Origin of the sequence: Massilistercora timonensis, assembly GCF_048354975.1 — a bacterium.
In the GTDB taxonomy this organism is placed as follows: domain Bacteria; phylum Bacillota; class Clostridia; order Lachnospirales; family Lachnospiraceae; genus Massilistercora; species Massilistercora timonensis.
The window spans coordinates 1-13886 of the sequence record NZ_DBGCJQ010000115.1 but is presented as its reverse complement, the minus strand read 5'-3'; the positions used below and the strand labels follow the sequence as shown (position 1 = coordinate 13886).

General features: G+C 55.6%; 12 protein-coding genes. All 12 read left to right on the top strand.

Annotated features, from left to right (window positions below):
* The first annotated feature begins 49 nt into the window (after positions 1–49).
* On the top strand, positions 50–2038 hold the full coding sequence (locus ACML7B_RS10145; protein ID WP_346708855.1) for a 2-isopropylmalate synthase: 1989 nt from the start codon (positions 50–52) through the stop codon (positions 2036–2038).
* A 164-nt stretch (positions 2039–2202) separates the two neighbouring features.
* Positions 2203–3639 (top strand): acyl-CoA carboxylase subunit beta, encoded by a 1437-nt coding sequence (locus tag ACML7B_RS10140; protein WP_418541081.1) that lies wholly within the window; start codon positions 2203–2205, stop codon positions 3637–3639.
* Positions 3640–3654: 15 nt separating this feature from the next.
* Complete coding sequence (locus ACML7B_RS10135) at positions 3655–4431, top strand: OadG family transporter subunit (RefSeq protein WP_418541080.1); 777 nt, start codon at positions 3655–3657, stop codon at positions 4429–4431.
* A 22-nt stretch (positions 4432–4453) separates the two neighbouring features.
* Positions 4454–4828 (top strand): biotin/lipoyl-containing protein, encoded by a 375-nt coding sequence (locus ACML7B_RS10130; RefSeq protein WP_418541079.1) that lies wholly within the window; start codon positions 4454–4456, stop codon positions 4826–4828.
* A gap of 56 nt (positions 4829–4884) precedes the next feature.
* Positions 4885–6036, top strand: a complete 1152-nt coding sequence (locus tag ACML7B_RS10125; protein ID WP_418541078.1) for a sodium ion-translocating decarboxylase subunit beta — start codon at positions 4885–4887, stop codon at positions 6034–6036.
* A gap of 33 nt (positions 6037–6069) precedes the next feature.
* Entirely contained in the window at positions 6070–7485 is a 1416-nt protein-coding gene (locus tag ACML7B_RS10120) for an oxaloacetate decarboxylase subunit alpha (protein WP_418541077.1), read from the top strand.
* Between the two features lie 224 nt (positions 7486–7709).
* Positions 7710–8651 carry a MurR/RpiR family transcriptional regulator gene (locus ACML7B_RS10115; RefSeq protein WP_346708475.1) on the top strand — a complete coding sequence of 314 codons (942 nt, stop codon included), beginning with the start codon at positions 7710–7712 and terminating at the stop codon, positions 8649–8651.
* Positions 8652–8666: 15 nt separating this feature from the next.
* Entirely contained in the window at positions 8667–9893 is a 1227-nt protein-coding gene (locus ACML7B_RS10110) for an NAD(P)/FAD-dependent oxidoreductase (RefSeq protein WP_418541076.1), read from the top strand.
* 212 nt (positions 9894–10105) lie between these two features.
* A complete protein-coding gene (gene gcvT / locus ACML7B_RS10105) occupies positions 10106–11191 on the top strand; it encodes a glycine cleavage system aminomethyltransferase GcvT (RefSeq protein ID WP_418541074.1) in 1086 nt (361 codons plus the stop codon).
* A 75-nt stretch (positions 11192–11266) separates the two neighbouring features.
* Positions 11267–11641 carry a glycine cleavage system protein GcvH gene (gcvH, locus tag ACML7B_RS10100; RefSeq protein ID WP_106788328.1) on the top strand — a complete coding sequence of 125 codons (375 nt, stop codon included), beginning with the start codon at positions 11267–11269 and terminating at the stop codon, positions 11639–11641.
* Positions 11642–11675: 34 nt separating this feature from the next.
* Positions 11676–13001, top strand: a complete 1326-nt coding sequence (gcvPA, locus tag ACML7B_RS10095; RefSeq protein ID WP_418541072.1) for an aminomethyl-transferring glycine dehydrogenase subunit GcvPA — start codon at positions 11676–11678, stop codon at positions 12999–13001.
* Positions 12995–13886, top strand: an 892-nt coding sequence (gcvPB, locus tag ACML7B_RS10090) for an aminomethyl-transferring glycine dehydrogenase subunit GcvPB (RefSeq protein ID WP_418541071.1), incomplete at its 3' end; no start/stop codon positions are given. The genes gcvPA and gcvPB, both read left to right, overlap by 7 nt.

The following is a 13886-nucleotide window of genomic DNA, read 5'->3' as shown; positions in this document are numbered from 1 at the left end:
AAAAGACAATAATCTTGATGATTATTTACTGAGGAGTGTATTGAAAATGATGAAGAATTGCAGCAAGTATGAGAGAGGCTATTTTCTGCCGCCGGAGATCACCTATGACTGGGTGAAGAAAGACTATATCGACAAGCCGCCCATCTGGTGCAGCGTGGACTTACGAGACGGGAACCAGGCGCTGATCGAACCCATGAGCCTGGAGGAGAAGCTGGAATTCTTCCAGATGCTGGTTGACATCGGATTCAAGGAGATCGAGGTGGGATTCCCCGCGGCCTCCGAGACCGAATATAAATTTATGCGGACCCTGATCGAGAAGAACATGATCCCCGATGACGTGACGGTCCAGGTCCTGACCCAGGCCCGGGAGCACATCATCAAGAAGACCTTCGAGGCAGTGAAGGGAGCGCCACACGCGGTGGTGCATCTCTACAATTCCACTTCCGTGGCTCAGAGAGAGCAGGTATTTAAGAAGAGCAAGGAAGAGATCAAGAAGATCGCGGTGGACGGGGCGGAGCTTCTTCTGAAGCTGGCTTCCGAGACGGACGGCAACTTTACCTTCCAGTACAGCCCGGAGAGCTTCCCGGGAACGGAAGTGGACTATGCAGTGGACGTGTGCAACGCGGTGCTGGATGTGTGGAAGCCCACGGCGGACAACAAGGCCATTATTAACATCCCCACCACGGTGGAGAACGCCATGCCCCATGTGTTCGCCTGCCAGCTGGAATATGTGAACAAACATCTGAAATACAGGGACAATGTGATCCTCTGTCTCCATCCCCACAATGACCGGGGATGCGGCGTGGCCACAGCGGAGCTTGGGATCCTGGCGGGGGCCCAGAGGATCGAGGGCACCTTGTTTGGAAATGGAGAGCGCACCGGCAACGTGGATGTGGTGACCATGGGTATGAACATGTACTCCCACGGCGTGGATCCGGGACTGGACTTCTCCAATATGCAGAAGATCCGGGAGACCTACGAGCGCCTGACCCGGATGCAGGTGTACGAGCGCCAGCCTTACGCAGGAGACCTGGTATTTACCGCCTTCTCCGGTTCACACCAGGACGCCATCGCCAAGGGCATGAACTGGAGAGAAGAGCACAAGTGCGACAACTGGACGGTTCCTTACCTGCCCATCGATCCTCAGGATGTGGGCCGCAGGTACGATTCCGACGTGATCCGTATCAACAGCCAGTCCGGCAAGGGCGGCGTAAACTACATCCTGAAGCAGAGCCACGGCATCAACCTGCCGCAGCAGATGAGAGAAGAAGTGGGATACCTGGTGAAAGACGTATCCGACAAGGCTCACAAGGAGCTGACGCCGGAGTGGGTATACCAGATCTTCTCCGACAACTATATCAACACCAAGCCGGTGTTCCACATCGACGAATGCCATTTCAAGCAGGCGGACGGGATCATTGCGGAGGCCACCATCAACCAGAATGGCGAGACCAACACCATCACCGCTATGGGAAATGGACGTCTGGACGCGGTGAGCAACGCCATCAAGCAGTACTTTAACATCAGCTACGAGCTGACCTTCTACGAGGAGCACTCCCAGTCCAAGGGATCTTCTTCCAAGGCGGTGGCCTATGTGGGTATTATCTGTCAGGGCAAGACCTTCTGGGGCGTGGGGATTGACGCGGATATCATCAAGGCTTCTATTGAGGCCCTGACGGTGGCGGTGAACAAGATTGAGAAGATCGGCAAGTCGGATGCCTGCAAGGATCCCCGGATGATCGAGATCATGAACTACATCCAGGCCAACTATATTGACGTGACGCTGGAGGATCTGGCGAAGAAGTTCTATCTCTCCAAGCCCTATCTCTCCAAGTACATCAAGGAGAAATCCGGCATGACCTTCGGGGAGTTTGTGAAGAAGATCCGGATGAAGAAGGCGAGAGCTCTTCTTAAGAGCAGCAATATGACGGTGGAGAATATCGCGCTGTCAGTGGGATACCAGAATGTGGAACATTTCAACAGACTTTTCAAAAAGGCGTACAATATGACGCCGATGCAGTTCCGGAATCAGAAATAATCCATCAGGGACGGGGGAGTTTTATTTTCCTCCGTCCCTGTTTGTGATATTGTCAATAAATTACCAGTCTTTCTTGCAGAATTCATGCAATGGGGATATAATATAATTGGTGGAAATTTTGTTACAAAAAAGAAACTAATATACATGAAAATGGAGGGTTAAGTATGGGCAACACGGCAACAGAACAGGCGGCCGGCAAGCGGATCAACGCATTGCTGGACGCAGGCAGCTTTGTTGAGATCGGCGGCGCTGTGACGGCGCGGAACACGGATTTCAACCTGCAGGAACAGAAAACTCCGGCTGACGGAGTGATCACAGGCTACGGAGTGATCGACGGTAACCTGGTCTATGTGTACAGCCAGGACGCTTCCGTCCTGGGCGGGGCGGTAGGCGAGATGCACGCGAAAAAGATCACCCGCATCTACGAGATGGCTATGAAGATGGGCGCGCCGGTCATTGGATTTATCAACTGCGCGGGCTTACGGCTTCAGGAAGGGACAGACGCCCTGGAGGCATTTGGAAGCCTGTACCGCACCCAGGCCATGGCTTCCGGCGTGATCCCCCAGATTACAGCTGTATTTGGGGCCTGCGGCGGGGGACTTTCTCTGATCCCGGCGCTGACGGACTTTACATTTATGGAGGAGCAGGGAAAGATCTTCGTCAATTCTCCCAACGCCATCCCCGGAAACCGGGTGGAGAAATGTGACACATCTTCCGCAGTGTTCCAGAGCGAGAACACCGGCCTTGTGGACGGTGTGGGGACAGAAGAAGAGATCCTTGCAGAGATCCGGACGCTGATCGGCATGCTTCCCTGCAATAATGAAGAGGATGTTTCCTATGAGGAGTGCACCGACGATCTGAACCGTCTGTGTGAGAATATGGAAGGGGCGGCCGCCGACGGTGCGGTAGCGCTTTCCCAGATCTCGGATGGCGGCGTGTTCTTCGAGACAAAGAAGGCATTTGCCAGAGATATGGTCATCGGGTTCATCCGCCTGAACGGCATGACGGTGGGCGCGGTAGCCAACCGGTGGAAGGTCTTCGATGAGGAGGCAAATGTGGCGGAGGAGTTTGACGGATCCCTGTCCGCAAATGGAGCGCAGAAGGCAGCGGATTTCGTACGTTTCTGCGATGCGTTCAATATCCCGGTGCTGACCCTGACCAACGTGTCTGGATTCAAAGCTTCCGATTATGACGAGAAACATCTGGCAGCGGCGGCGGCCCGCCTGGCCGGCGCATTTGCAGAGGCCACAGTGCCCAAGGTAAATGTGATCACCGGCAAGGCATTCGGCAACGCCTACGTGGTGATGAACAGCAAATCCACAGGGGCGGATATGGTCTACGCCTGGCCATCCTCCCAGATCGGCATGATGGAGCCTGCCCTGGCGGCGAAGATCATGTACGCCGACGGGGACGCGGCGACCCAGAAGGAGAAGGCGGCGGAGTATGCGGCCCTTCAGGACAGCCCCCTTTCTGCGGCGGCAAGAGGCTATGTGGATACCATTATCCAGCCGGCGGACACGAGAAAATATGTGATCGGCGCATTTGAGATGCTGTTTACAAAACGGGAGGACCGCCCCGCGAAAAAACATGGAACGGTTTAGAGAGGTGAGGCAGAAGTGAAAAAGAGAATCAGTGTATTAATCGTCGTCCTTGCGGCGTTTTTTGGCCTTGCCGGTTGTACTTCCAACAGCGAGACATTGGAATATGATGAAGAAACGATCCAGCAGGCTACAGAATTCCTGATCGAGTACTGTAACTCGGTGGACGAGGACACGATCGAAGAGTGGAACAGCAGAACGGATTTTGCTGTGGAACAGGAACTGTACAGCGCGGGACTTCCCTTTACCCCGGAGAGTTTCCTGGGCGCTATGGACAGTTGGCAGTCAGGGATAGATGAATGCGGAGCCTACGCGGAACATGGAGAATTCAATTTTGAGGCGACCGCGGACGAACTTACGGTGACGGTTCCGGCGAGATTTGAAGAGCGGTCAGCCACTCTGGAATTTATTTATGACGAGAACCTGTATCTGGACAGCATGACGGTGAGCGGGATCTACTCCACCGGAGAGATCCTGGAGAAGGCAGGATTGAATACAGTCCTGGGAATGGGAACGGTATTTTGTGTCCTGATCTTTATCTCCATCATCATCTGGCTTCTGAAGTTCATCCCGGCGATCGAGCAGTTCTTCCGGGGACGCAAAGCCAAAGAAGCTCCGGTGCAGGCAGAGAAGGAAGAGGTTGTGCAGGCAGTTCCGGAAACTGTAGACCTTACAGACGATCTGGAACTGGGAGCAGTGATCTCCGCGGCCATCGCGGCGGCGGAAGGGACATCCACAGATGGATTCGTGGTGCGCAGCATCCGCAGGCGCCCGTCAAATAAATGGAAAGCATAGACAATCGAGGAGGATCAAAACTATGAAAAATTATACCATTACAGTCAATGGAAATGTATATGACGTAACTGTAGAAGAAAAAGGCGCGGGCGCAGCCCCGGCGCCCCGGGCGGCAGCTCCGGCACCGGCACCCAAGGCGGCTCCGGCTCCAGCTCCGGCACCGGCACCCAAGGCAGCGGCAGGCGCCATTGAAGTGAAGGCGGGCGCAGCCGGAAAGGTATTTAAGATCGAGGCCGGCGTGGGCACAAAGGTAGACAGAGGCGATGCAGTCGTGATCATCGAGGCCATGAAGATGGAGATCCCGGTAGTGGCTCCTGAGGCTGGCACGGTAGCCAGCATCGAGGTGGCTGTAGGCGACGCCATCGAGGCGGGCGCAGTACTGGCCACGCTGAACTAACGGGAAACCTGTCGGAGGCGTAAGCCTTCGAAATGAACACGACTGGAGGTCTAAACATGGAATATATTTTAACAACGCTGGGAAATCTCGTGCATCAGTCCGCGTTCTTCAGCCTCACCTGGGGGAACCTGATCATGATCGCGGTGGCATGTGTTTTCCTTTATCTGGCAATCCGGCATGGATTTGAGCCATTGCTTCTGGTGCCAATCGCCTTCGGTATGCTGCTGGTCAACATTTACCCGGATATCATGCTGCATATCGAGGATGCGGAGAATGGCACCGGCGGGCTTTTGTATTACTTCTATCTGCTGGACGAGTGGTCCATCCTGCCCTCCCTCATCTTCCTGGGAGTAGGCGCGATGACGGACTTTGGACCGCTGATCGCCAACCCTAAGAGTTTCCTCATGGGTGCGGCGGCCCAGCTTGGTATCTTCGTGGCTTATCTGGGAGCCATGGCGATGGGATTCTCGGACAAGGCGGCTGCGGCCATCTCTATCATCGGCGGCGCGGACGGCCCCACCTCCATCTTCCTGGCAGGGAAGCTGGAGCAGACGGCGATCCTTGGCCCCATCGCGGTGGCGGCATATTCATATATGTCCCTGGTACCCATCATCCAGCCTCCCATCATGAAGCTTCTTACCACAGAGAAGGAGCGGAAGATCAAGATGGAGCAGCTGCGTCCGGTATCCAAACTGGAGCGGATCCTGTTCCCCATCATCGTTACCATCGTAGTGTGTGTGATCCTTCCCACCACAGCGCCTCTGGTAGGTATGCTGATGCTGGGCAACCTGTTCCGGGAGTCCGGCGTGGTGCGCCAGCTGGTGGATACAGCGTCCAACGCGCTGATGTACATTGTAGTCATCCTGCTGGGAACATCGGTAGGAGCCACCACCAGCGCGGAGGCTTTCCTGAACGTGGACACGGTGAAGATCGTGATCCTGGGTCTTGTGGCCTTTTCCTTTGGTACGGCAGGCGGCGTGCTTCTTGGCAAGCTGATGTGCGTTGCAACTCACGGCAAGGTGAACCCGCTGATCGGGTCCGCCGGCGTGTCTGCAGTTCCCATGGCGGCCCGTGTGTCCCAGAAGGTGGGCGCGGAAGCAGATCCAACCAACTTCCTGCTGATGCACGCCATGGGCCCCAATGTGGCAGGCGTTATCGGTACAGCGGTGGCCGCGGGAACCTTTATGGCCATCTTCGGTGTAATGTAAGAGTGATGGATTAGAATAATGGAGGAATAGACAATGGCAGAGATAGAGAAAAAACCAATCAAGATCACTGAGACGGTGCTGCGGGACGCCCATCAGTCCCTGATCGCCACCCGGATGACGACGGAGCAGATGCTCCCCATCGTGGAGAAGATGGACCAGGTGGGATACCATTCGGTAGAGTGCTGGGGCGGCGCCACCTTTGACGCATCCCTTCGTTTCCTGAAGGAAGATCCCTGGGACCGGCTGCGGAAATTCCGGGACGGCTTCAAGAACACCAAGCTGCAGATGCTCTTCCGTGGGCAGAACATCCTGGGATACCGGCCCTACGCCGACGACGTGGTAGAGTATTTCGTACAGAAATCTGTAGCCAACGGCATTGACATCATCCGTATTTTTGACTGCTTAAATGACCTTCGCAACCTGCAGACGGCAGTGAAGGCGGCAAATAAAGAGAAGGCGGAGGCGCAGGTCGCCCTTTCCTATACCCTGGGAGACGCTTACACCCTGGATTACTGGGTGGATATCGCGAAGCGGATCGAGGATATGGGAGCCAACTCCATCTGTATCAAGGACATGGCAGGACTTCTCCTTCCCTACGCGGCCACAGAGCTGGTAGGAGCGCTGAAAGACGCGGTGGATCTGCCCATCCAGCTCCACACCCACTATACGTCCGGCGTGGCTTCCATGACCTATCTGAAGGCAGTAGAGGCAGGGGTGGATGTGATCGATACCGCGATGTCGCCCTTCGCCCTGGGAACTTCCCAGCCGGCTACTGAGGTTATGGTGGAGACCTTCAAGGGAACGCCCTATGACACCGGCCTGGATCAGAAGCTGCTCTCAGAGATCGCCGATTACTTCCGGCCCATCCGGGACGAGGCGCTGGACAGCGGTCTTCTGAATCCCAAGAACCTGGGTGTCAACATCAAGACCCTGCTGTATCAGGTACCGGGCGGTATGCTCTCCAATCTGACGTCCCAGTTAAAGGACCAGAACGCGGAAGACCGGTACTACGAAGTGCTGGAGGAAGTGCCAAGAGTCCGCAAAGACCTGGGCGAGCCGCCTCTTGTCACTCCGTCTTCCCAGATCGTGGGAACCCAGGCAGTGCTCAACGTGCTGATGGGCGAGCGGTACAAGGTGGCTACCAAAGAGACCAAAGATATCTTAAGCGGCAAATACGGCGCTACCGTGAAGCCGTTTAACGAGGAAGTGAAGAAGAAGGTTCTGGATCCGGATACAGAGATCATTACCTGCCGTCCGGCGGACCTGATCCCGGATGAGCTTGACACCCTGCGCAAAGAGATGGAGCAGTGGAGCCAGCAGGACGAAGACGTGCTGACTTACGCCCTGTTCCCGCAGGTGGCGGTAGATTTCTTCAAATACCGGGAAGCACAGCAGACCAGGGTAGACCAGACGGTGGCAGATACCGAGAGCGGAAGCTATCCGGTTTAGGAGGTCTTCCTGAAGTCTGACGGCAAATGTAAGTGAAAGACAAAGAGCGGCGATTGCTTCGAGGCTGACGCTTAACCTCCGCAATCATCCGCTCTTTTTCTTTTCACCACCCTTGCCTGCGCAGATCTTAGAAGAAATCCGGAACTTGAATATTTTCCCGGTTCGCTTTATAATGATAGAATGTTAAGCCTGTGCAAAGGCGTAGAATTGAGAAGGATATACTTATGGGGAATAAGAACGAACTGTTACAGAAAATTGAGGATGGATACCAGAAGTTCAGCAAGGGCCAGAAGAAGCTGGCGGATTTCATCCGGGAGGACTACGACAAGGCGGCGTTCCTGACGGCGGCTAAGATGGGGGAAGAGGTAGGCGTCAGCGAGTCTACGGTAGTCCGGTTTGCCATGGCTCTGGGGTACGACGGATATCCCGGGTTCCAGCGGGCTCTGGGAGAGCTGGTGCGCACCAAGCTGAACTCCATCCAGCGGATGGAAGTGACCTACGGCCGGATCAGCCAGGGAGAGATCCTGGCGTCGGTGCTGCAGTCGGACATCGAGAAGATCAAGCTGACTATGGAGGCCATCGACCACGGTTCCTTTGAGATGGCGGTGGACACCATCCTGAAGGCCAGGAGGATCTATGTGATCGGGATCCGCAGCTGCGCCCCGCTGGCCAGTTTCCTCAGCTTTTATCTGAATCTGATCGGCCCCAATGTGACGGCGGTTACCACCAACAGTTCCAGCGAGATCTTCGAGCAACTGATCCGCATCGGTGAGGAGGATGTGATCATTGGCATCAGCTTCCCCCGGTATTCCATGCGGACCTTAAAGGCCCTGGAATTTGCCAGCAACCGGAAGGCCAAGGTGATCACCCTGACTGACAGCGTACATTCGCCTATGACCCTTTACTCTTCCTGCAACCTGATCGCCCGCAGCGATATGGCTTCCATTGTGGATTCCCTGGTGGCGCCCTTAAGCGTGGTCAATGCCCTGGTGGTGGCGCTGTGTATGAAGAAGCAGAAGGAAGTGATCTCCACCCTGGAGACCCTGGAGGAGATCTGGGATGAGTACCAGGTTTACAGCAAGGACGAGCTGAACATGGTGGGGGACAAGGTGGAGCTTGCCGGACATGAGGACCAGGAGACGGACAAGACAACCAAGAACTCTTAGGAGAGGGAAAGAACCATGAAGAAAATACTGGTGATCGGCGGAGGTGCCGCAGGCATGTTCGCCGCCATCGCGGCTGGCCGGAAGGGATATTCGGTCAGCCTTTTTGAAAAGAATGAGAAATTAGGAAAGAAGCTGTTTATCACAGGAAAGGGGCGCTGCAACCTGACCAACGCCTGCGATATGGAGGTGCTTTTTGAATCCGTGGTCACCAATTCCCGGTTCCTCTACAGCAGCTTCTACGGGTTTACCAACCAGGACACCATCGCCTTTTTTGAAGAGCTGGGTCTTCCCACCAAGGTGGAGCGGGGAGAGCGGGTCTTCCCAAGATCGGATCACTCCTCCGATGTGATCCGGGTGCTGGAGCAGGAGCTGAAGCGGCTGGGAGTCCGGGTGTTCCTGAACCGGGAAGTTCGGGAGATCCGGGAAAAGGATGGAAGATTTCAGGAAATCGTGCTTGCGGACGGGAAAAAGGTGGAGGGCGACGCCTGTATCGTGGCCACCGGCGGCATTTCTTACCGGACCACCGGTTCCACCGGAGACGGTTACCGTTTTGCCAGAGAGCTGGGACACACGGTGAAAGAATGCCGGCCTTCCCTGGTGCCTATGGAGACCGGCGAAGGGTGGACCAGGGAACTCCAGGGCTTAAGCCTGAGGAATGTATCGGCGGCGATCTACGACGGGAAGAAGAAACTCTATGAGGAGTTCGGGGAAATGCTTTTCACCCACTATGGGGTCAGCGGCCCTTTGATGCTCACCGCCAGCAGCTATGTGGGAGATAAACTTATCAGTCATCCACTTAAGCTGGTGATCGACTTAAAGCCGGCTTTAAGCCAGGAGCAGCTGGATCACCGGATCCTGCGGGATTTTGAGGAGAATAAGAACCGGCAGTTCAAGAATTCTCTCGGGAAGCTTTTCCCCGCCAAGCTGATCCCGGTGATGGTGGACTTAAGCGGTATAAACCCGGAGAAAAAGGTGCATGAGATCTCCCGGGAGGAAAGAAGGGCGTTTGTAGAACTGGTGAAAGCCCTGCCCATGACTCTGACGGGCCTGCGGGGGTTCAACGAGGCGATCATCACAAAGGGAGGAGTCCATATCAAGGAGATCGATCCCGGGACCATGGAGTCCAGGCTTGTGAAGGGGCTTTATTTTGCCGGAGAGGTGCTGGACCTTGACGCGGTCACAGGAGGGTTTAATCTGCAGATCGCCTGGAGCACCGGATATGCGGCGGGAAATGGGGTTTGATTTGCGTCTATAAATTGTCAATCATGTTAAATAGTCAACTATTATTGACAGATAATTTTATCATTAGTATAATCAAGAAAAAATAATTCGGATGATAAATCCGAGACTCTGGAGATGGACAGGGAGATCGGGATTCCCGCATTTGAACTGCGGGAAGGAGCGGATCTCCTTTTTCTGTTTCCTGGGGATGAGAGAATTGGAGGGATGACAGGATGGAATTGAAGACTCCACTTTATGAGGCTCATGTAAGGGCCGGCGGCAAGATGGTTCCTTTTGCCGGGTACCTTTTGCCGGTGCAGTACCAGACAGGGGTGATCAAGGAGCATATGGCGGTGCGTCAGGCGTCAGGCCTTTTTGACGTGTCCCACATGGGGGAGATCCTCTGCGAGGGGCCGGACGCCCTTGCCAACCTGCAGAGGCTTCTGACCAACAGCTTCATCAACATGACGGACGGCCAGGCCCGGTACAGCCCCATGTGCAATGAGAGGGGAGGTACGGTGGACGATCTGATCGTCTACAAGCGCTCGGACGATCACTACCTGATCGTGGTAAATGCAGCCAATAAGGATAAGGATTACCAGTGGATGCGAGAGCACCAGTCCGGGGATGTGACTTTCCAGGATGTGTCTGAGGATTATGCCCAGCTGGCCCTTCAGGGGCCAAAAGCCATGGACATCCTTGGAAAGCTTGCCAGAGAGGAAAGTATCCCCAAGAAGTACTACCATGCGGTATTTGACGGGGAAGTGGCAGGGATCCCCTGTATCGTCTCCCGCACCGGCTATACCGGCGAGGACGGGGTGGAACTTTATCTGGACAGCGCCCGGGCCGAAGAGATGTGGGAAGCCCTCCTGGAGGCAGGAAAAGAAGAAGGTCTGATCCCCTGCGGGCTGGGAGCCAGGGACACCCTCCGGATGGAGGCTGCCATGCCTCTCTACGGCCATGAGATGGATGAGGAAGTGACGCCTCTGGAGACAGGCCTGGGATTCGCAGTGAAGATGGCCAAGGAAGATTTCATTGGAAAGAAAGCCCTGGAAGAAGCAGGCGAACCCGGACGTAAGCGGGTGGGGCTGAAAGTTACCGGACGAGGCATCATCCGGGAGGAGCAGCCGGTTTATCTTGAGGGAGAGAAGATCGGGACAACCACTTCCGGGACTCATTGTCCCTATCTTGGCTATCCAGTAGCCATGGCTCTTGTGGACGCAGCCTGCGCCACGGAGGGAACCCTGGTAAATGTGGAAGTGCGGGGGCGGATGGTGGAGGCTCAGATGGTTCCTCTGCCTTTTTATAAAAAGAAGTAAAGAAACAGGCTTTTAAAAACACAGGGAAGCCTGTACAATAGAAAGAAATGAAAGAAAACGAAAGGAGATATGGTCATGGAGTTCAGAGAAGAGTTGAAGTATTCCAAATCCCACGAGTGGGTAAAAGAAGAGGGAGAGGAAGTGGTGATCGGCCTTACCGATTACGCCCAGTCCGAGCTTGGGGATCTGGTGTTTGTCAATCTGCCGGAAGAAGGCGATGAGGTAACGGTGGGAGAGCCATTTGCAGACGTAGAGTCTGTCAAGGCGGTATCAGACGTGTATTCACCGGTGTCCGGCGTGATCAGTGAGATCAACGAGGAGCTTCTGGACACCCCGGAAGCCATCAACGAGGCGCCTTATGACGCATGGTTCGTCAGGGTGAAGGAGATCACAGATACGGAGGAGCTGCTGGACGCGGCGGCCTATCAGGCATATGTAGAGAACCAGTAGACCGGGAGCCTAATAGAAAGGTGGTGATCTGCCCATGGGCAGTTATGTACCAGGAACCAGAGAAGAGCAGCAGGCCATGCTGGAGGCGATGGGTTTTACCTCCATGGAGGATCTGTTCCGGGATATCCCGGGAGAAGTGCGGGTCCAGGCTATGCTGGATCTTCCGGAGGGAAAGAGCGAGCTGGAGGTGCGGCGGGCCATGGAAGAGATGGCGGCCAGGGACCATGTCTTTGCCACTGTGTTCCGGGGAGCCGGGGCTTACCGGCACTATATCCCTTCCATGGTGAAGAACGTGATCTCCAAGGAAGACCTGCAGACCGCCTACACTCCCTACCAGGCGGAGATCAGCCAGGGGATCTTACAGTCTATCTTCGAGTATCAGACCATGATCTGTGAGTTGACAGGGATGGACGCCTCCAACGCCTCTGTCTATGACGGAGCCAGCGCGGCGGCGGAAGCCATCGCCATGTGCCGGGAGCGGAAGAGGAAGAAAGCGTGGATCTCAGCCACGGTTCAGCCGGGGGTGCTGGAGACGGTGAAGACCTATTGCTTTGGAAATGAGATGGAGCTTGCCCTGATCCCGGAGAAGGATGGGGTGACGGATGTGGAGTTCCTTAGGGAGCATCTGGATGGCGAGACCGCCTGCGTCTACATCCAGCATCCCAATTATTACGGCAATCTGGAACCGGCGGAGGAGATGGGAGAGATCATCCATGAGGCCGGGGCTAAATACATTATGGGTGTGAATCCCATTTCCCTGGGAGCGTTAAAGACGCCCCGGGAGTATGGCGCGGACGTGGCGGTAGGAGAAGGACAGCCTCTGGGACTGCCCCTTGCGTTTGGCGGCCCCTATCTGGGCTTTATGACCTGCGTGGCCGCTATGACGCGGAAACTGCCGGGCAGGATCGTAGGCCAGACGGTGGATGAGAATGGGAAGACCGGATATGTGCTGACCCTGCAGGCGAGAGAACAGCACATCCGCCGGGAGAAGGCTTCCAGCAACATCTGTTCCAACCAGGCCCTGTGCGCCCTGGCTGTGGGGACCTACCTCGCTGCTATGGGAAGCGAAGGGCTTCACAGTGCGGCGCTTCAGTGTACCTCCAAGGCTCATTACCTGGCCGGAGGACTTGCGGAAGCGGGATTGGCGCTGGAGCACCCGGAGCGGGAATTCTTCCATGAATTTGTCACGGTGTCGGATCTTCCGGCCGACCGTATCCTGGAAGCGCTGGAAGCAAGGGACATCATGGGCGGTTATCCCCTGGATGGAAGACGGATCCTCTGGTGCTGTACGGAACTGAATACAAAAGAAGAGATGGACCGGGTAGTCCGGATCGTAAGGGAGGTGCAGGAAGGATGTTGATCTTTGAAAAGAGCAGGCCGGGAAGACATTGTTCCATCCTTCCCCCCTGCGACGTGGAACTTGTTTATCCGGGAGAAAAAGACAGACGGGAGCGGCCGCTTCATCTGCCGGAACTTTCGGAAGGGGAACTGAGCCGGCATTATACGGAACTTGCGAAGAAATGCCACGGGGTGAACGACGGGTTCTACCCCTTAGGTTCCTGTACCATGAAATATAATCCCAGGATCAATGAGGAGGTGGCCGGTCTCCCCGGATTCCGGGATATCCATCCGCTGCAGCCCCTTCACACGGTGCAGGGCTGCCTGGAAGTATTGAAGACAGCGGAAACCTACCTTTGCGAGATCACCGGCATGGACGCTATGACCTTCCAGCCGGCAGCAGGAGCCCACGGGGAATTTACCGGCCTTCTTCTTATCAAGGCCTACCATCTTAACCGGGGAGATGAGAAGCGGACGAAGATCCTGATCCCGGACTCCGCCCATGGGACCAACCCGGCCAGCGCAGTAATGGCAGGATTTACTGTGGTCAGTATTCCCTCTGGGCCGGACGGCTGTGTGGATCTTGAGAAGCTCAGAGAAGCGGCCACAGAGGAAGTGGCGGGGCTTATGCTGACCAACCCCAACACAGTGGGACTGTTTGACAAGAATATCCTGGAGATCACCCGGATCGTCCATGAGTGCGGAGGGCTGTGCTACTATGACGGCGCCAACTTAAACGCAGTGATGGGTACGGTGCGTCCGGGGGATATGGGATTTGACGTGGTGCACTTGAACCTGCACAAGACCTTTTCCACGCCCCACGGAGGCGGAGGTCCGGGAAGCGGCCCGGTGGGCTGCAAGGAAATGCTGGTTCCCTTTCTTCCCTCTATCCGGATCAAGGAAGACG

What these genes read in the sequence shown, in the direction of transcription:
- gcvT (WP_418541074.1), top strand. Translation starts at nt 10,106, where the DNA reads ATGGAATTGAAGACTCCACTTTATGAGGCTCATGTAAGGGCCGGCGGC.
- ACML7B_RS10125 (WP_418541078.1), top strand. Translation starts at nt 4,885, where the DNA reads ATGGAATATATTTTAACAACGCTGGGAAATCTCGTGCATCAGTCCGCG.
- ACML7B_RS10130 (WP_418541079.1), top strand. Translation starts at nt 4,454, where the DNA reads ATGAAAAATTATACCATTACAGTCAATGGAAATGTATATGACGTAACT.
- ACML7B_RS10110 (WP_418541076.1), top strand. Translation starts at nt 8,667, where the DNA reads ATGAAGAAAATACTGGTGATCGGCGGAGGTGCCGCAGGCATGTTCGCC.
- gcvPA (WP_418541072.1), top strand. Translation starts at nt 11,676, where the DNA reads ATGGGCAGTTATGTACCAGGAACCAGAGAAGAGCAGCAGGCCATGCTG.
- ACML7B_RS10140 (WP_418541081.1), top strand. Translation starts at nt 2,203, where the DNA reads ATGGGCAACACGGCAACAGAACAGGCGGCCGGCAAGCGGATCAACGCA.
- ACML7B_RS10115 (WP_346708475.1), top strand. Translation starts at nt 7,710, where the DNA reads ATGGGGAATAAGAACGAACTGTTACAGAAAATTGAGGATGGATACCAG.
- gcvH (WP_106788328.1), top strand. Translation starts at nt 11,267, where the DNA reads ATGGAGTTCAGAGAAGAGTTGAAGTATTCCAAATCCCACGAGTGGGTA.
- ACML7B_RS10145 (WP_346708855.1), top strand. Translation starts at nt 50, where the DNA reads ATGAAGAATTGCAGCAAGTATGAGAGAGGCTATTTTCTGCCGCCGGAG.
- ACML7B_RS10120 (WP_418541077.1), top strand. Translation starts at nt 6,070, where the DNA reads ATGGCAGAGATAGAGAAAAAACCAATCAAGATCACTGAGACGGTGCTG.